Source organism: Anatilimnocola aggregata (assembly GCF_007747655.1).
In the GTDB taxonomy this organism is placed as follows: Bacteria; Planctomycetota; Planctomycetia; order Pirellulales; family Pirellulaceae; genus Anatilimnocola; species Anatilimnocola aggregata.
In genome coordinates, this window is record NZ_CP036274.1 from 909,086 (window position 1) to 925,268 (window position 16,183).

At 58.3% G+C, this 16,183-nt stretch carries 20 protein-coding genes; 9 read left to right on the forward strand and 11 right to left on the reverse strand.

Going from position 1 to position 16,183, the window contains the following annotated elements; genetic code table 11:
* Positions 1-51: 51 nt before the first annotated feature.
* Positions 52-1,071, reverse strand: a complete 1,020-nt coding sequence (locus tag ETAA8_RS03480; RefSeq protein ID WP_145084933.1) for a hypothetical protein — start codon at positions 1,069-1,071, stop codon at positions 52-54.
* Between the two features lie 770 nt (positions 1,072-1,841).
* On the reverse strand, positions 1,842-3,167 hold the full coding sequence (locus ETAA8_RS03485; RefSeq protein ID WP_145084936.1) for a TlpA family protein disulfide reductase: 1,326 nt from the start codon (positions 3,165-3,167) through the stop codon (positions 1,842-1,844).
* Between the two features lie 154 nt (positions 3,168-3,321).
* On the opposite strand from ETAA8_RS03485, the gene ETAA8_RS03490 reads away from it, so the two are divergent.
* From ETAA8_RS03490 to ETAA8_RS03500, 3 genes are read left to right on the forward strand one after another with little or no spacing between them, the layout of a single operon-like run.
* Positions 3,322-3,603 carry a DUF4258 domain-containing protein gene (locus tag ETAA8_RS03490; RefSeq protein WP_145084939.1) on the forward strand — a complete coding sequence of 94 codons (282 nt, stop codon included), beginning with the start codon at positions 3,322-3,324 and terminating at the stop codon, positions 3,601-3,603.
* 11 nt (positions 3,604-3,614) lie between these two features.
* Positions 3,615-3,842, forward strand: coding sequence for a hypothetical protein (locus ETAA8_RS03495; RefSeq protein WP_145084941.1), 228 nt, complete (start codon positions 3,615-3,617; stop codon positions 3,840-3,842).
* 8 nt (positions 3,843-3,850) lie between these two features.
* Positions 3,851-4,264, forward strand: coding sequence for an NUDIX hydrolase (locus ETAA8_RS03500; RefSeq protein ID WP_145084944.1), 414 nt, complete (start codon positions 3,851-3,853; stop codon positions 4,262-4,264).
* Here the strand turns inward: ETAA8_RS03500 and trpS are convergent.
* The 5 genes from trpS to ETAA8_RS03525 all read right to left on the reverse strand — a co-directional run bounded on the left by trpS (position 4,261) and on the right by ETAA8_RS03525 (position 7,949).
* The gene (trpS, locus tag ETAA8_RS03505) at positions 4,261-5,226 is read right to left on the reverse strand and encodes a tryptophan--tRNA ligase (RefSeq protein WP_145084947.1); all 966 of its coding nucleotides are present in this window, start codon (positions 5,224-5,226) and stop codon (positions 4,261-4,263) included. The genes ETAA8_RS03500 and trpS overlap by 4 nt on opposite strands.
* 22 nt (positions 5,227-5,248) lie before the next feature.
* On the reverse strand, positions 5,249-6,172 hold the full coding sequence (locus ETAA8_RS03510; protein WP_145084950.1) for a dihydroorotate dehydrogenase: 924 nt from the start codon (positions 6,170-6,172) through the stop codon (positions 5,249-5,251).
* Between the two features lie 169 nt (positions 6,173-6,341).
* Positions 6,342-6,560 carry a hypothetical protein gene (locus tag ETAA8_RS03515; protein WP_202921534.1) on the reverse strand — a complete coding sequence of 73 codons (219 nt, stop codon included), beginning with the start codon at positions 6,558-6,560 and terminating at the stop codon, positions 6,342-6,344.
* 106 nt (positions 6,561-6,666) lie between these two features.
* A complete protein-coding gene (locus ETAA8_RS03520) occupies positions 6,667-7,053 on the reverse strand; it encodes an HU family DNA-binding protein (protein WP_145084956.1) in 387 nt (128 codons plus the stop codon).
* Positions 7,054-7,529: 476 nt separating this feature from the next.
* Positions 7,530-7,949, reverse strand: a complete 420-nt coding sequence (locus ETAA8_RS03525) for a YkgJ family cysteine cluster protein (RefSeq protein WP_145084959.1) — start codon at positions 7,947-7,949, stop codon at positions 7,530-7,532.
* A gap of 89 nt (positions 7,950-8,038) precedes the next feature.
* Between ETAA8_RS03525 and ETAA8_RS03530 the strand changes: the two genes are divergently transcribed.
* From ETAA8_RS03530 to truB, 3 genes are read left to right on the forward strand one after another with little or no spacing between them, the layout of a single operon-like run.
* Entirely contained in the window at positions 8,039-8,398 is a 360-nt protein-coding gene (locus ETAA8_RS03530) for a hypothetical protein (protein ID WP_145084963.1), read from the forward strand.
* Between the two features lie 58 nt (positions 8,399-8,456).
* The gene (locus ETAA8_RS03535) at positions 8,457-9,875 is read left to right on the forward strand and encodes an MATE family efflux transporter (RefSeq protein WP_202921535.1); all 1,419 of its coding nucleotides are present in this window, start codon (positions 8,457-8,459) and stop codon (positions 9,873-9,875) included.
* 20 nt (positions 9,876-9,895) lie between these two features.
* Positions 9,896-10,783, forward strand: a complete 888-nt coding sequence (gene truB / locus ETAA8_RS03540) for a tRNA pseudouridine(55) synthase TruB (protein WP_145084968.1) — start codon at positions 9,896-9,898, stop codon at positions 10,781-10,783.
* A gap of 171 nt (positions 10,784-10,954) precedes the next feature.
* Here the strand turns inward: truB and ETAA8_RS03545 are convergent, their stop codons facing one another.
* The 3 genes from ETAA8_RS03545 to ETAA8_RS03555 form a co-directional block, all read right to left on the reverse strand.
* Entirely contained in the window at positions 10,955-11,434 is a 480-nt protein-coding gene (locus ETAA8_RS03545) for a cupin domain-containing protein (protein ID WP_145084971.1), read from the reverse strand.
* 33 nt (positions 11,435-11,467) lie between these two features.
* Positions 11,468-11,983 carry a DUF421 domain-containing protein gene (locus tag ETAA8_RS03550; RefSeq protein ID WP_145084974.1) on the reverse strand — a complete coding sequence of 172 codons (516 nt, stop codon included), beginning with the start codon at positions 11,981-11,983 and terminating at the stop codon, positions 11,468-11,470.
* Positions 11,984-12,120: 137 nt separating this feature from the next.
* Positions 12,121-12,423, reverse strand: a complete 303-nt coding sequence (locus tag ETAA8_RS03555) for a hypothetical protein (protein WP_145084977.1) — start codon at positions 12,421-12,423, stop codon at positions 12,121-12,123.
* A 364-nt stretch (positions 12,424-12,787) separates the two neighbouring features.
* Between ETAA8_RS03555 and ETAA8_RS03560 the strand changes: the two genes are divergently transcribed.
* From ETAA8_RS03560 to ETAA8_RS03570, 3 genes are all read left to right on the forward strand, one after another.
* Complete coding sequence (locus tag ETAA8_RS03560; protein ID WP_145084980.1) at positions 12,788-12,931, forward strand: Sec-independent protein translocase subunit TatA/TatB; 144 nt, start codon at positions 12,788-12,790, stop codon at positions 12,929-12,931.
* A 170-nt stretch (positions 12,932-13,101) separates the two neighbouring features.
* Complete coding sequence (locus ETAA8_RS03565) at positions 13,102-13,344, forward strand: twin-arginine translocase TatA/TatE family subunit (RefSeq protein WP_145084982.1); 243 nt, start codon at positions 13,102-13,104, stop codon at positions 13,342-13,344.
* A gap of 117 nt (positions 13,345-13,461) precedes the next feature.
* Entirely contained in the window at positions 13,462-13,767 is a 306-nt protein-coding gene (locus tag ETAA8_RS03570; protein ID WP_145084985.1) for a Sec-independent protein translocase subunit TatA/TatB, read from the forward strand.
* Positions 13,768-13,916: 149 nt separating this feature from the next.
* Here ETAA8_RS03570 and ETAA8_RS03575 read toward each other — a convergent pair whose 3' ends face one another.
* Entirely contained in the window at positions 13,917-16,178 is a 2,262-nt protein-coding gene (locus ETAA8_RS03575; RefSeq protein ID WP_145084988.1) for a xanthine dehydrogenase family protein molybdopterin-binding subunit, read from the reverse strand.
* Positions 16,179-16,183 lie beyond the last annotated feature (5 nt).

The window sequence follows — 16,183 nt, forward strand, 5'->3', positions numbered from 1 at the left end:
CCGAGGATAAGGCAGCCAGTTGTATGTGCATTGCGGTGATGGGGGCATGATTTAGAGCTCCCTGTAGGTCCGGAGGACGGCCCTGAGAAATTCGGCGTCGGAGTTGTCGGTGCAGAGGTACTTGGTGATGGCAATGCGTTTGGTGCCGAAGACGAGGCGGCCGCCGCCGAGCTTGCGGCCGAACTCGTCGGTGTAGGTGTAGGTGAACTCGACGGTGTCGGGGATGTTGGGCCTGACTTCGAGCCCTTTGATTTCGCCCAGCGTTTTGCCGGCGTCTTGAACAGCCTTCGAGATTTCGATCGCGGTTCGTTCGAGCACCGCTTCGCGCTGGTCCTGCTTGGCTTGCGGGATTTCGGCCACCCTGACGGTGAGGAATCCTTTGGTGCGAGGGCGATCGCCCTGATAGAGTCGGCTGGGCACGCCGCCATAGGTGTCGATGGCTTTTTCTTTCCATAGGCAATCCGTAGGGGAGTCGATGGTGAATTGGCCGGCCACCTGAAAAGGGCTGGACATCGCCAGCCTGGGGCTGTTGTTGGGACTGGAAGAATACTGGCCGAAACCAGGACGTGCCGGGCTTGAACCGCTGGGCATGGAGGGCCGCGGCGGGGGTGTGATGTGCGGCGGGTTTTGCCAGGGCGTGGGCTGAAAGCCTGGCGGCGGCATCCCGAAGCCCGGTGGTGGGCCACTGTTCGTGCGCATGGCAGGTCCTCCGGCGACTCGCGCGGAAGATCCCAAGAACCAATAGCACATTACCGCCACCAGGCCGAGCAGCAGTAGGCCACCCCCCGCGGCACCGCCGATGAGTAGCTTGGTTTGCAAGCTCAGGCCGCCGGCAGTTGCCGGTCGGCCCCCGGGCTGTTGATAAGCGGGCTTGCCAGCAGTCGGCGGATACGAGGGCTGGGCGAACGGATCGGGGGCGAACTGCTTGGGCGCTATGGGCTGCAGCGCAGCTGGTGCCTGGGTTGGCACGGTCAAAGCCCGGCCGCAGGCAGGGCAAGGCAACGTCTTGCCCGCCAGGTGAGGACTGGCCGCGAACGACTGGCCACATTGGCACGAAGCTACGAGAGTCATACACGCATCCCACACGAATAGCCGAGAGACAAACACCGCCGGCAACCGGCCACTCAAGGTACCCACTTTCTTGGGGAGAGGCTACTGTTTTTCGCCCGCCCACCTTCCCTTCATCTTTCCCGCTCGCCCGTTCGGAAATTTCCGTTATTCGCACGTTTCACATACCTGTCGTTCCGTCGTAAGTCATTAATTGACAACGAATTGTGCAATAAACGATCAGGAAATGTCCGCGAAACGGTTTCCGGAAATTTCCGTTATCCAAACTCGCTCCACACGCACTCTTTCGAACTTAAACCGCGATCTTCCCAGGGGTTACTACCGTCGCATGCAGGCAACCACGCCAAATCGAGTTCCAGAAATTTCCGTTATCCGAGCGCGATAACGGCAAATCCATTTCCAGAATCGTCACCCGTTGTCAGCGAGTGCCGGTTGCCAGAAGGGATTTCGTCAGGGCGCAATCCTCGCCCCCCCGGATAGCGCCTGGCGGTCTGCCACCAATCGCATTAGATGCTCCGGTCGTGACACCTCTGGTCACGCCGCGCCGACTTTTTCAAGAATTTCAGGCGGCAGCTGCCATCACTCGCACTTGCGCGCATTTTGGGCCCGGCCGATTTCATCCTCAATGTTCAACTTGGGGTCCGATTGTTGAACACCAATTGCTCGCAAACCCGAGAGTTACGCAACTTGCTGTCCAACAATGGACCCGATTGTTGGACACCCCACTTTTGCGATTTTGCGTCGCAACTCTAAAGTTGTTTTCATTGCGATCCTTACTTGCCGGCCGCAGTCGTAATGGCCGCTTCGAGTTCCTTCAGCCCCTGTTCGGGTTTGATCTCGTACAGACCGGCGTGATAGCTGGCGATCTTGCCGTCGGGGCCGACGACGACGAACAGGGGCAACTTGCCGTTCGCGGCGCGCGGGTCGCCGATCTGCTTGACGAGCGCGCCGTCATCGAGGGCGATGTTGTAGCTGAGATTCATGAAGGCCTTTAAGCGCCGGGCGGACGAGATCGCCCCCCGGCGCGTCTCTTCGACGGCCAGGCGCTCGTCGACATTCACACCCAGGATCAGCGCCTTGTCGGCATGCTTGCGCGAGGCGAAGTCGAGATAGCCGACCTGGCCGTAAGGCTCTTCCAGCGGAGCATCGCGATATTCCCAAAAGTGGAGGACGAGCACTTTGTCTTTCCAGGTCGCGGCATCGAATTCCTTGCCGCTGAGATCGGTCAGCTTGAGTTCTGGCAGTGCCTTGCCAACGGCTGCCTCGCGCAGCGCTTGCATGGCACCCGCGCGGCCTTTTTGATTCTGCAGGTCCTTCACGGCCGCCGCGGCGAAGGAAGCGAGGGGAGTGTTCTCGGTCGCTGACTCGAGATTGGCAATTTGCTTGCGGGCCAGGGCCAGTTGTTCGTCGTTTAGTTCCACGCGTTCGTGGCGCGCGGGGCGCTGCAACTCGGCCCGCAGTTCCAGCCAGGCATTGAAAGCCTGCGCGGTTTTCGCATAGTCGCTCGTGGGCAATTGCTTGATCTCTTTCAGTTCAAACTTCAGTTCGTGCTGCTCCCCTTGGCCAACAAACACTGTTTCGCGCACCGCCACGACTAGCGACGAAGTCTTCGCCACCCAAAGCGTTCGCTTCGGGCCATAAGGGGTGCGAACGTTGATCGTCCAGCAGTTTTGCTCGGCCCGCACGGCCTCGCCGGTCACTTCGTATTCGTAGCGGTCTTCCGTCCACTTCTGACCCTTAGCGAGCGGACTCTCGGCCGTGAACAACAGCGGACAGAGGGGGACGATGCTCTTGCCATCGGCCCGTTCAAACAGCAGCGCTGGTGCTTCGGGCGTATCTTCACGCCGCGTGGCATCGACATTCCAGCGCGCGAAGCGTTCGGTCCACGACCAACTGCCGCGACCGGATTCTTCGATGACCCAATCGATGGGCCGCGAGTTGGCATTCCCCGGCCCCACCAGCGCCAGCAGGCTGAATTCTTTGATCCGCGGATTGCCATCGTCCTTCGAGGCAATCATCGAACCTTCGTAACGAAGTAAAGTCCCTTCGGGCAATTGCGCAGGGACTGCCGCTGCCAGCAGCATGAGAATCGCATTCATGGCGAGCTCTTGTTGAAGAGTAGGTGAGGTGGGTGGTGGGGCGAGGGGGAGTTGGCGGGACAAAGATAAGGTAACCTAAACGCGGCCCAAGCAACAGCAAAACGAACGAATCGTCGGGTTGTACGAGTCTTTCAGAAATCAAGGGCTTCGGCAGATGGGGCAACTTTACGAGGCGATTCGGCGACTTGTCGCTGAAGAAAAATACGTCGTTGGACAGCACGCTACCGAGCGGTTGGAAGAGCGTGGTATTATGGAGTGGCAGGCAGTCGCTGGCCTCGCGGATGGCGAACTGATTATCGAACGAGTTGACGCCAAACCGAATGCCGCAATCGAAGTGCGAGAAGAGTTGCCGGACGGAACGGAGTTCAAGGCGGTTTGGTCTTACCTGCAGCAAAGCGACGTTGCGAAACTGGTCACTGTCCACTTCTTCGATTGAGGCGAATTTCCATGCGCATTCCAGGAGAGCGAATCAGGCGAACGCGGCTCATCCAATCCGAGAAATATGTCGTGGCTGTCGAAGTCGAAATGGTTATTCCGGTCGACGATCCGAGCGAGCCTTGCTATGAGTCAGAGACGATTCAACTGCTCAAAGCGATTAAGGAACATGCAGATAGTGGCGATACTGCTTGGCTAGTCCAGCATGGCAAGGTTTATGCTGCCCTGGAAGCCGCGTAGGGGCCCAGATGCCTGCCAACAAATGTACGCGTGTCGCTGCTTACGGCCTGATCGTCGAAGGTGAGCGAATTCTGCTCTGCCGCATATCTCCCGAGTTGCCGCGGCTGGCTGGCCTGTGGACACTGCCAGGGGGCGGCCTTGATTTCGGCGAAGCACCCGCGGATGGCATGGTTCGTGAGTTAGCAGAAGAAACCGGCCTGATCGTCAAGCCAATATGCCTGGTCAACGTGGATGCGAATGTCTTGCAGGTCGACGAAGTGGTCATGCACAACGTTCGCATCTTCTATCGCGCTCAAGTGATCGGTGGCGAATTGCGGCACGAAGTGCAAGGGAGTACCGACCGGTGCCAATGGTGGCACCGAGAAGAGCTTCCGCCCCTTGTCGAACTGGGGCAACTCGGAATTCGCTTGGCGTTTGGCTAAGCCACACCACAAGCTTTCTTCGCGCGGGATAAGACTTCGCCCGCTTTCTTCCGAGCACGAGCGGCGCCGTCGCGGAGGATTTCTTTTACACCTGCTGGATCGGCGGCCAGTTTTTCGCGGCGCTCGCGGGCGGCGGCGAAATAGGTTTCGGCAGCATCGGCGAGGGCTTTCTTGACGGTGCCGTAGCCAAAGCCACCTTTTTGGTACATGGCCGCCATTTCAGCTTTTTGAGCTTCGGTCGCAAAGAGCGAGAAGAGCTGATAGAGATTATCACCTTCGTAGTCGGGCTTGGGCTCTTCCATGGGGCGCGAGTCGGTGGGGATGCGCATGATCTTTTTGCGGGCGGGGCCGATCGGTTCAAACACTTCGATGGTGTTGTTGTAGCTCTTCGACATCTTCTCGCCGTCGAGGCCAGGCACTTTCGCCGTGGCTTGCAGCACGCGTGCTTTAGGCAGCACGAAGACTTCGCCAAAGTGATGATTAAAACTGCCGGCCAGGTCGCGGCAGACTTCGATGTGCTGAATCTGATCTTCGCCGACGGGGACAATCTCGGCGTCGTAGGCAAGAATGTCCGCAGCCATCAGCACCGGATAAGTGAACAGCCCCACATCGGCCGGCAGCCCTTTTTCTTTCTTCGCCTTGTAGGCATGGCAATTGGCCAGCATGCTCATCGGCGTGCCGGTCATTAGCAGCCAGCAGAGCTCACTGACTTCAGGCACATCGGACTGCACAAACAGAATCGCCTTACTGGGATCGAGACCAAGCGCTAGCAGATCGAGCGCAGCATCCAGCGTATAGCCGCTGAGGGCTTTCGGATCGCGCACGGTGTTGAGTGCGTGCAGGTTGGCAATGAAGTAGTAAGCTTCGTTGCCATGCTGCAGATCGATGTACTGCTGGATGGCACCGAAGTAGTTGCCCCAGTGGAAACGACCCGTGGGCTGAATGCCGGAGAGAACTTTCATAAGCCTGTTGATCTTTTTGTGTTTACTTACCGGGCAATTTCAAAGTGCCGACGATTTCGCGAACCGATGTCGCGCCCAATTCCGCCAAGGCGCTGGGGAGGGCGGCGACAAGTTTGGTGGTCACCGTGGGATCGTAGTAGTTCGCCGTACCGATTTGCACGGCGGTCGCTCCGGTAACGAGGTATTCCATCACGTCGTCGATGGTTGCAATGCCGCCGATGCCGATGATCGGTGTTTTCACCGCTTGCGCTACTTGATAGACGCAGCGGAGCGCAATCGGTTTGATCGCGGGGCCACTCAACCCGCCGACGATGTTCCCCAGCATGGGCTGTCGCTTGCGCCAATTCACAGCCATGCCCAGCACCGTATTCACCAGGCAGAGCGCATCGGCACCTCCATCGGTGGCCGCTTTGGCGATATCGACGATGCGAGTCACATTCGGCGTCAGCTTGGCGAGCACTGGCACGCGGCACCGCTCGCGCACGGCCGAGACCAGTTTAAAACAGAGCGCGGGATCAGCGCCGTAGTCGACACCGTGGGCCACGTTCGGGCAGGAAATATTAAGTTCGATCGCGGCCAGGTTGGGTTGATCGGACAGGGCCGCGGCCATCTCGACAAACTCATCGTGCGTGCTGCCGGCAATGCTCACGACGACCGCTGTCGGCAGGGTTTGCAGGTAGGGCCAGTGATGATCGAGGAACGCTGCCAGGCCGTCGTTATCCAGCCCAATCGAATTCAACAAGCCGGCGGATGTCTCCACAGTTCGCCAAGGGCGATTGCCGGGGCGAGCAGCCTTAGTGATGGTCTTGGGTAGGATGCCGCCCAGCTGGCTGAAATCGACCAGCGACTGCATCTCGCGGGCATAACCAAAGGTGCCCGAGGCAGTGAGGATGGGATTGCGGAGCGAAAGTCGCCCCAGCGAAACGGCAAGATCGGGTACGGGCACGGAAGGGCCGCTGTGTTGGAAGAAGTGGGCATGAGGATGCTGTGTTCGCAGCTGGAGGTGGCTAACGAACGAGCGTCACAAGCCCGAGTCTATCCCGTGCCGAGAAAACGGACAATTGCCAAGCAGTTGGCCCGAGCTTGTGCGGGCTAACTGAATTGCTGCTGGTTGGTTAGATCACGCCGCCGTGGACGCGGTGAGGCGTCAAGTGGCTGGGCTGATCGAGAAACCAGATCCGTTCCCATTCTTCGGTGATCTGCCGGAAGTTTTCCGACGTGTAGATCAACTGCCGAGTACGGACCGCAGGATCACCCGAGTAAATCGGAATGAAGCAGCCCACATTGGCGGCTAGGCTAGCTGCGATGATAGCTCCCAGAATCCACTGCCGCATGATACCATCCTCCGTGAGTGCGACCGCAATCCCTTGCGTTGGCTGATCTTGCGTGCTGATTGTTGCTCAGCGACCGCGATCGTACTATTTCGTTCTACTGCTCGAATCAACCGCCTGTCGAACCGTGATCAGGGCCAGCACCGGCATCAGATGGACCTGGAGGCGGCTCAGTTGAGGGGGGAGCACCATTGCCCTGTCGGGCTGCTTCCCGCTCTTCTAAGAGCCGGACCTTTTCTTCCATCTCCTTACCGGGCTTGAAGGTAACGACGTACTTGGTTGGTACATCGACCCTCGTGCCAGTGCGAGGATTTCGCGCTTTGCGAGCAGCCCGCCGTTTGACCTCGAACACTCCGAAGTTGCGAAGTTCAATTCGCCCGTCCTCAACCAGCGTCTCGACGATAGCATCGAACGTCTTTTGAACGATCTCTTTCGTCTTGAGCTGAGTCAGGCCGATCTCTTCGGAAATCGTCTTCACGATCTCTTTCTTGGTCACGACGGGCACTCCTCCCACTTGGGGCACTTGGCGGCTTTCCGAGAGCAGCAATTTGCTGCCTTAGAACGTTCCAAGTGTAGGTGGCGTAAGTACTAGAGTCAAGCGTCCCCAGTTTTCATCAGCCCGGCAAACGTCGCGTTTAACGACTCTGACGGGTGTATCGCTAGGGGCAACCTGGCTCCGAACTTCCATTTTCTCCACCGACCAAGAGGAAGGCGCACGAAACTCGAATTCCTGTGCAACCATGTATCGGAATGCAGCGCGGCAAACTCCAATACAACCGGCAAAATTTCCCTAGTCGGCACCACCGGCAAAGGCAGAATAGTCATGCCGGTCTTTGCTGCGAAGACTGTAAGTGATTCACTGGCATGCAGTTACAGTCGAACTGATAAATCCAAGTGCCAACTTGCCGGCAACAGAAAATTATTTTCCCAAAATCGGTAAAAGCAGTGTCTTGAAAGCGGGCCAACGACCGCTCAAACCTTGACTTGCTTACGCTGTTCCTCGATTTGACCAAGCTGGTGAAGCTTTCCCTTGCCACTGCCGGGGCAAACTTCGCACGTTTGCTGCCAGGCTGCTTCATTGCGCAGATTCGAGTCCCAGAAGGGCCAGGTCTTGCATTGGCGAGGCCGTGCGCCATACACGCTGCACTTGCGCTTGTCGGTATCGAAAAAGACGCAATCCCCGTTAGGGAACTCTTTTAGGCTCTTGCGCACACCCACGCGGCGAACGTAAAGCTCTTCGAACTTCTCGGGGTCCTCCGGCAGAACCAAAGCTGCCAAGTCTGCGATCTCGGCACTATTCACCCACACGTAGCCAGGGGCACCCGTGCAGCAATCGCCGCACTGCGTGCACTCAAATTGCAGGCCCGCGTGATACCATGGCTGCTCGCTCATTCCACTGTCCTTACTTGCTGCTACTCGATCGGTACTGAGCCGGACGCGTTAGCGCCTCCGGCTCAGCTTTCATGGTATCACAATCTGCTATGCCAACTGCTTGCATCATCTCGGGCGAAATGTTTTTTGCAATGCGAATCGCAGCGGCAGCCCGCGCGCTGGGCGTGTCGCTCGTCATCCTGCGGTCTGCCGCCGAAGTGCCGACCAAGCTGGCCGCCGATTGTCGGCTCGCAATGATTGACCTGGGCTCCGGTGTTGGTGCGGACTTGTTGGGCTTAGTCGCTGCTATTCAAGCAGTTACACCCACGACCCAGATCGTGGCCTTTGGTCCGCACGTCGATCACGAACTCCTCGCCCGGGCACAAGCGGCCGGTTGTACGACCATGTCGAATGGCGAATTCAACCAGCGCTATGCGAACCTGCTCCAAGGGCTATTGTCTGCCTCGTAAGCAACTCTCTTCTCTTCTCTTCTCTTCTGTTTTGTACGGGCACCTCGCCCCCTCTCCCATGCTTGTGGCACCACAATCCGACGGCACCTGGTGGAATCGCCCTGCAGGGGGGCGCGAAGTCCTGGCCCTTTCGTTTCCACTCATCATCTCAACTGCCTTCTGGGCCGTGAGCTGGTTTTTCGATCGGCTGTTCCTCACCTGGTACGACTCGGGTGCCATGGCAGCCTCAATGCCAGCTGGCATGATGCACTGGGCGCTGTTGTGCCTCCCATCCGGCATTGCCTCATACGTCAACACCTTTGTGGCGCAGTATCACGGAGCCGGGCAGCAGAAAAGAATTGGCCACGTTGTTGGCCAAGGAATCTGGTTCGGCATTGCCACCATTCCCGTCTTTGCGTTGACGATTCCGCTGGCGCATTATCTGTTTGCGGGTGCGTCGTCCGATCCGCGGCAAGTGCAACTGCAGACGCATTATTTTCAATCGCTGGCTCTCGGTGCGCCGGCGATGGTCATGGCCAATGCCATGTCGGCTCTCTATACCGGCCGCGGGCAGACCGGGCTGGTGATGATCGTGAATGTCGCCGGCAGCTTGCTCGATGTGGTCCTCGACTACTGCATGGTCTTCGGCGAATTCGGTTTTCCTGAATGGGGGATCGTCGGGGCGGGTATTTCGACAGCCCTGGGCAACTGGTTCAACGTTCTCGTCTTCGGTTTGCTAATGTTGCGACCGTACGACCGCGAACATTTCGGCATTGCCGAAGCCTGGCGACTCGACTGGCCCTTGATGGGCCGGCTGATGAAATACGGCTTTCCCAGCGGTTTGCCGATGCTGATCGAGACCTTCGGGTTTGCGATGCTCACGCGCTTCATCGCCGGTCTCGGCGAAGTCGAAGGTGCCGCCACGTCGCTAGCCTTTAACGTCAACAGCGTGGCTTTCGTTCCCATCATCGGACTGGGCATCGGTGTGGCCACCTTGGTCGGACAATACCTGGGCGATAATAACGACCGCCTTGCGGCCCGCGCGACTTGGACCGGGCTCACCTTCGCGCTCGGCTTCAGCGTGGTCTTTGCCGCTGCCTATTGGTTTGTCCCCGACTGGTTCATCTACTTTCATGCGCAAGGTGCCGACCCGGCCGAGTTCACGCGCGTGCGCGAACTGACGATTACGCTCCTGAGGTTCGTCGCCATCTACTGTCTGTTCGATGCCACGCAAATCATCTTCGTCAGCGCGCTCAAAGGGGCCGGCGATACGCGATTCGTTCTCTATGTCGCCATCGTCCTCTCGACGTTGATGATCGTCCTTGGCAAAATCGCCGAGCACTATTATCACTGGGGCATCTTCGGCTGGTGGTATGTGATGACCGGTTGGATCTTTGCCATGGCCTTTGTCTATCTAGTGCGCTTCCTGCAAGGAAGCTGGCGGACGATGCGCGTCATCGAACCAGAGTTTGTGGCTAAGGAAGTTGCCAGTTCGTAGTTACTCGCTTGATTCCTCCCATGTCTTCCACTCTGAACTTCCCACCCCACGGTCTGCTCAACATCGACAAACCGTCGGCCATGAGTTCGCGACTGGTGGTGACGAAGTTGGAAGGAGTCCTCGCGCCGCTCGCGGTGGGGCATGCCGGCACGCTCGATCCGCTGGCGACCGGAGTACTCGTCGTCTGTGTGGGTCGCGCGACCAAGCTGGTCGATTACTTGCACCGCTTTCCCAAGACATACGTCGCCACGTTCTTACTGGGGCAAGCGAGCGATACCGAAGACATCACGGGTGAAGTGGAAGTCATTGCGAACTCGCGCCGGCCAAGTCGCGCGGAACTCGAAGCAGCACTGCCGCAGTTCACCGGCTCGCTGATGCAGCAGCCCCCCGCATTCTCGGCGTTGAAAGTGGATGGCAGGCGGGCGTATAAGATGGCCCGCAAAGGGAAGACGGTCGCGTTGCAGCCCCGGCCGATTATCGTGCATCGTTTTCACATCCTCCGCTACGAATATCCGCAACTTGAAGTCGAAATCGAATGTGGAACCGGCACCTATATTCGTTCGCTGGGGCGCGACCTCGCGCGGGCTGTGGGAACCGAAGCGCTGATGTCGCAACTGCGTCGCACCGCGATTGGACCTTTCGCAATTGACGCGGCGATCAGCTTCGAGCAAGTGCGCGGCGACAACGTGGAATCACTCCTTAGGCCTTCGCTACTCGCCGTCGATCAAATGCCGCAGATCGTGCTCGACGATGAACAAATGATGGCCCTGCAGCAAACGGGCGTTCTCTTTGGGCTGCCTCAATATCCGCACCCTGAACTCGCTGCGCTAACTCCGACGGGTCGGCTGTTCGCTGTGCTCGTCTCCAGCAAGACCGATCGCTGGAAAGTGAAAACGCTGCTCCGCTGAACTCCTGGGTAATCCCGCAACACTACCGGTTCTACATAGCCCGACGCGTCAGCGAGGGGAAACTATTTGCTGGGTTCCTTTACCGCAGACGAAATCCATATTCCAAGGAGAGGGAACGAGAGATTAAATGTCCCCTCGCTGACGCGTCGGGCTACTTCAATACGAGATAGTTCAATGGTGCGGGACTTTGATCTCCACACCATATTTCGGCGCGATGGCCAGCAGTTTTTCGATCTCGGCCTTGGAGGGTGGCGGCGGTTGCTCGCCGAGCGCGATGGGCTGTCCTACTTCCATAAACATCTGCTCCAGGCCGGCGGGCGCGATGGAGATAATCATCCGCGCGGATTTGTCGCTCGCATTATGAAAGCGATGCAAACTCCCAATCGGCATGTTGGCAAACGTCCCCGCGGTTGCTTGAATCGTCTGCTCGCCGATTTGAAACGTGATCTCCCCTTCGAGCACATAGAACGCCTCTTCCTCGCGGCTGTGAATGTGCGGAGGCGGGCCGCCGCCCGGAGGCACAATCGCTTCCCACATGGCGTACTTGCCACCGGTATCGGCGCCGGTCGCGAGAAAGCGATAGAGATCGCCGACCACAGCAATGGTGCGGCCTTCGTCGGGCGCGCGAAGCACATGAGCAGGAGTTGTCATAATTCTTCCTTGGTGTTTCGCAAAGTGAAGTCGTTAGTGCTTGGCTGCCGGTACCTGATTGTCGCCACCCGAGTCGGATTTCTCTAGCGGGATGACGGAGACGTGGCCATTCGTTTCCAACACGGCATACCGAATTTCTTCGGGACCGGTGTGCCCCGCTGCCCGAATGGCGGCTTGCAGATCGTGCTGGGTCATTTGAACTTCGGCCAATGCCCGGTGATCGATCTTGCCACCGTGAATCAAGATCACCGGCCGGCCTTCGAGCAACTGCTCGACCTTACGACTGCGAAAAGCGAGCCAGCCCAGGCCGGCATCAATGCCCATGAGCGTTGCCGCCAGAATAACCCCCGCGGTGATCGTGTTGTCGCCGCCGTTCATCGAGTTCTGCACGGCATTGCTAATCAGCAGCAGCAGCACCAGGTCGAACGGGGTCATTTGCCCGATCTGCCGCTTGCCGGAAATGCGCAGCAGAAGCAGCACGAAACCAAACACCACCGCCGCCCGAATGACGAACGTCCACCAAGGCTGATCCTGACTAAGTTCCCACACGGCAGTTGCTCCGGTTGCGGCATTGGCAAGCGACGACCCATCTTCAGGAGAGTGGTCATCAGTTTACTCATTGCACGCAACCGAATAATTCGGGAGAGATCGAATTCGGTGATTGGCTCAGGTAAAGGTGCGGCCAATCACTCGGGCATGAACGCCTCAATCGAAACCGCGGTGAGTTTGCCGTTCGCCTCGGTGGCGTTGATTTTGGCCTGGTCGCCAATGCCTAAGTCTGACAACTTGGCAGGTTTGCCGTTGCGGGTGATCTTGGTCTCGGCCGTGACGACAAATCGGTCGTCGTCCATATCGCGCGTATCGCGAATGGTGATCGAGCCGTTTCCAGCAGCCAGGACCTTGCCAACATGAAGCTCCCTCGCCAGCAAAGAGGTTGTGCTACCAATCATCACCACCATGACCACGCTGACCATCAGTTTTGAGAACATCACTTAACTCCATAGGTAAAAATCAGCTTGCGCCGCATCGCCCGGACGCAGCGCGCGACGGCACGGTTTCGCTCACTGCTGGTCCAAAACAGGTCGCCAAAGTGTGCGAACCACGGCTGCCATGCATCGCCTGTCCCCATTCGCAATGGACATGCCAGTCGCCAGGCTGCCCAAAGATCCCGCCAAACCAAATTTGACACGCGGGGCAACTTTTGCGTAGAATCCAGTTACTTCCGCTGCACACGTGCATTCGCTTGCGCGCCGCAGCCCCGATCAGCTGGTTCTAAAGTTGCCCTGCTGGGCTGACTGATGCTCTCGCCGCTGACTCGGTCACTTCTTCCCACCTGTTCGCGAGGGCGCTGCTATGTTCGGGATTGGTACCACAGAACTGATCGTTGTCGGAATCGTTGTCTTGTTGCTGTTCGGCACTCGGCTCCCCATGGCCATGAAGTCGCTCGGGCAAGGCTTCAAGCAATTCAAAGAAGGCATCAATTCCGACGCCACCTAATTGGCCGCCGTAGTTTGGCCACCCCGCGCAGAGTTGCGCAAAATCGCTGTCAGCCGACTATACTGGAACTAGTCCGGCGGCTGGCAAGCGGGTGATCGCGTTGCCTCTGTTTCAAAACTGTTCTGCCGTTTGTTTCCCACCTTTTGCTCGTGCTCTATAGAGAGTGACCCATGGCTGCTCCGCTGCTTGCCGTTTTTGGTATCGGCCAAACCGAACTGATCATCCTGTGCGTGATTATCTTGATCTTGTTCGGACATCGGCTCCCCAGCGTGATGTTCTCGCTTGGCAAAGGGATCAAGGATTTCAAGCATGGCTTGAACACCCAGGAAGAAGAGCCGGAAGAACCACCGACCGGCAAAAAGATCGACGAAAAAAAGAGCGCAGAAACCGTTCCCGCCGACAAAGATCACTAGGGATCGCTGCGATCTGCCAGATTTGGCTGCGAATCGCTCGCTTGAGGCGACGGTTCGCAGCTCCGCTGAAGAACATTTCCCGCCTTTACTGGCTGCCTTTGTTGGATAGAGCTTGCCATGTTTGGACTTGGAACATCAGAACTGTTGATCTTGGGAATTGTGGCCATCTTGTTGTTCGGCAAGAACCTGCCGGATGTAGCGCGAAAGTTCGGCAAAAGCTATCGCGAATTCCGCCGGGGCATTAGTGATCTGCAATCGCAGGTCAACTTCAGCGACGTGATGGATGCCACGCCTTCGCGCCCAGCGCCGCCTAAAAAGACCTACAGCGACTACGACGATTACGATGATGTCTCGGCACCCAAGTTCGAGCCGCCACCGGCCCCGCCCAGCGCGAGCTCGTCGAATCAACAAGACGCAGCGTAATTCGTTCCGCCTGCAGTCTCGGCCGCGATCATCAAAACCCGGCACCCATTTTCAATCGCTTCTTGGGTGGCACGGGTTTTCCCGTGTGTATTGCAATCACGCGCTGAGGCACGCTTTCTCCTCACGAGAGCAAGCAGGTTTGCCCTCATTCACTTCTGCAGCGCTTTCCAGACCTTGGGGGGCGACATGGGAAGGTCGGTGAAGCGAATTCCCGTTGCCCGTTGAATCGCGTTCGCCATGGCTGCTGGGGGTGGCACGATGGGAGCTTCGCCGACGCCGCGCACGCCGAAGGGATGACCCGGGTTGGGCACTTCGACGATGATCGTCTCGATCATCGGCACATCCAGGCAGGTGGGCATGCGATAGTCGAGAAAGCTCGCGTTGCGCATCTGGTCATTCTTGTCGAAGAAGTATTCTTCGTTCATCGCCCAACCAATACCTTGCACGGCACCCCCCTGCATTTGCCCTTCGACATAGCTGGGGTGAATTGCTTTGCCGGCATCCTGGATGGCGGTGTAGCGGAGGATCGTCACTTTGCCCGTTTCGGGATCGACTTCGACGTCGGCAATGTGCGTGGCGAAACCGTTGGTCGAACCTTCGGGGTTAACGCTCGAGCGGCCCACGACCGGTTCGAGCGCTGACTGGGCAAGTTTCGCGGCTAGTTCTTTGAACGTCAGCTTTTGGTCTTTGTAAGAGTAGGTGCCGTCTTCGACTTGCACTTCATCGACGGAACACTTCCACAAACGGGCTGCCCGGTCGCGCATTTGCGCCTGCAGATCGAGCCCCAATTTGTACGCGGCAAGACCCGTGGCAAAGGTGACACGGCTGCCGCCGGTTAAGAACGTGTAGCCGACGCTGTCGGTATCGGCGACCTGCGGGCGAACATCATCGGACGTAATCCCCAGCGTTTCGGCCAGTTGCATCGCGATGCTGGTGCGCGTGCCACCAATATCGGTCGAACCTTCGATCAGCGATACAGTGCCGTCTTCCATCACGCTGGCGGAGCAACTCGACGCGCCGCCAATGTTGAACCAGAAACCGCTGGCAATGCCACGGCCCCGATTCTTGCCGGTAAGAGGCGATTTCCAATGCTCGGAATTGCGCGCCGCTTCGAGTGTTTCGATGAAGCCGATGCGAGGATAAACCGGTCCGTCGACCCGGCGAGTCCCTTCCTTGGCCGCATTCTTCAAACGAATCTCGATCGGATCGAGCTTCAATTGCAGCGCCAATTCGTCGATGACTTGCTCGGTCGCAAACGCAGCCTGCGTTGATCCCGGCGCGCGATAGGCTTGCACCTTGGGCTTGTTGTTCAGCACGTCGTAGCCATCGACGCGCGCATGGGGAATGTCGTAGCAACTGAAGACGCACATGCTTCCCGGGCCAATCATGCCGCCGGGAAACGCGCCACAGTCATACGCGAGCCAGGCTTCGCCCGCGACCAGGGTGCCATCCTTCTTGGCACCAAGCTTCACCCGCATGTAGGAACCGGGAGTCGGGCCGGTCCCTTCAAACACTTCGGCCCGCTGCATGGTCATCTTCACGGGACGACCACACTTGCGGCTGAGGAGTGCGGCCACAGGTTCCAAGTAAACCGCGATCTTGCCCCCGAAGCCACCACCAATTTCGCACGGCACGACGAGCACTTGCGAAACAGGAATCTGCAGCAGTTCGGCCGTTTGCTGACGGCAAGTGAACGAGCCTTGAGTGGCCGTCCAGATCTTCAGGCGGCCATCTTCGTTCCACATCGCCACCGCAGCATGCGGTTCGATGTAGCCCTGATGCACGCTGGCCGTGCGGAACTCGCGCTCGACGATAATCTCGGCCTGCTTGAACCCTTCGGCGGGATTCCCTTGCTCGAAGGCGATATGCACCGACACGTTTGTCGGCTTGTCACCTTTCTGCCCCAACTCGTCGGTACGCAGATCGTCGTGCAGAATTGGCGCATCGGGCTTCATCGCATCGAGCACCCAAGTCACGCTGGGGAGCGGTTCGTACTCGACGACAATCTTCTTCGCAGCTTCTTCGGCCACATGGGTATTGATGGCCGCTACGGCGGCGACGGCATGTCCCTTGTAGAGCACCTTGTCTTTGGCAAGGCAGTTACCGGCCAGATGTTGCAGGTTGACCGCGCCCGCTTCACCCATCATGGCGATCTTTTCGGCCAGGTCGGGAAAGTCGTCGGCGGTCACAACGGCGAGCACGCCAGGCACAGCGAGCGCCTGCGAGACATCGATCCGCTTGATCTTGGCGTGGGCATGCGGGCTGCGGATCAGCTTGCCGTGCGCCATGTTGGGCAACTGCAGATCGGCGGTGTAGATCGCCTTGCCGGTGACCTTATCGGCACCATCATGGCGAATCGGGCGCTGGCCGATGACTTTGTAATTCGTCTTGCCGAGATAGAGGTCTTCCATGATTC

Excerpts from the sequence above, each read along its gene's own strand:
- ETAA8_RS03530 (WP_145084963.1), top strand. The coding sequence starts at position 8,039 with ATGCCAACTGCTTGCATCATCTCGGGCGAAATGTTTTTTGCAATGCGA.
- ETAA8_RS03535 (WP_202921535.1), top strand. The coding sequence starts at position 8,457 with ATGCTTGTGGCACCACAATCCGACGGCACCTGGTGGAATCGCCCTGCA.
- ETAA8_RS03515 (WP_202921534.1), bottom strand. The coding sequence starts at position 6,560 with ATGCGGCAGTGGATTCTGGGAGCTATCATCGCAGCTAGCCTAGCCGCC.
- ETAA8_RS03545 (WP_145084971.1), bottom strand. The coding sequence starts at position 11,434 with ATGACAACTCCTGCTCATGTGCTTCGCGCGCCCGACGAAGGCCGCACC.
- ETAA8_RS03570 (WP_145084985.1), top strand. The coding sequence starts at position 13,462 with ATGTTTGGACTTGGAACATCAGAACTGTTGATCTTGGGAATTGTGGCC.
- ETAA8_RS03565 (WP_145084982.1), top strand. The coding sequence starts at position 13,102 with ATGGCTGCTCCGCTGCTTGCCGTTTTTGGTATCGGCCAAACCGAACTG.
- ETAA8_RS03495 (WP_145084941.1), top strand. The coding sequence starts at position 3,615 with ATGCGCATTCCAGGAGAGCGAATCAGGCGAACGCGGCTCATCCAATCC.
- ETAA8_RS03485 (WP_145084936.1), bottom strand. The coding sequence starts at position 3,167 with ATGAATGCGATTCTCATGCTGCTGGCAGCGGCAGTCCCTGCGCAATTG.
- truB (WP_145084968.1), top strand. The coding sequence starts at position 9,896 with ATGTCTTCCACTCTGAACTTCCCACCCCACGGTCTGCTCAACATCGAC.
- trpS (WP_145084947.1), bottom strand. The coding sequence starts at position 5,226 with ATGAAAGTTCTCTCCGGCATTCAGCCCACGGGTCGTTTCCACTGGGGC.
- ETAA8_RS03525 (WP_145084959.1), bottom strand. The coding sequence starts at position 7,949 with ATGAGCGAGCAGCCATGGTATCACGCGGGCCTGCAATTTGAGTGCACG.
- ETAA8_RS03575 (WP_145084988.1), bottom strand. The coding sequence starts at position 16,178 with ATGGAAGACCTCTATCTCGGCAAGACGAATTACAAAGTCATCGGCCAG.
- ETAA8_RS03490 (WP_145084939.1), top strand. The coding sequence starts at position 3,322 with ATGGGGCAACTTTACGAGGCGATTCGGCGACTTGTCGCTGAAGAAAAA.
- ETAA8_RS03555 (WP_145084977.1), bottom strand. The coding sequence starts at position 12,423 with ATGTTCTCAAAACTGATGGTCAGCGTGGTCATGGTGGTGATGATTGGT.
- ETAA8_RS03500 (WP_145084944.1), top strand. The coding sequence starts at position 3,851 with ATGCCTGCCAACAAATGTACGCGTGTCGCTGCTTACGGCCTGATCGTC.
- ETAA8_RS03560 (WP_145084980.1), top strand. The coding sequence starts at position 12,788 with ATGTTCGGGATTGGTACCACAGAACTGATCGTTGTCGGAATCGTTGTC.
- ETAA8_RS03480 (WP_145084933.1), bottom strand. The coding sequence starts at position 1,071 with ATGACTCTCGTAGCTTCGTGCCAATGTGGCCAGTCGTTCGCGGCCAGT.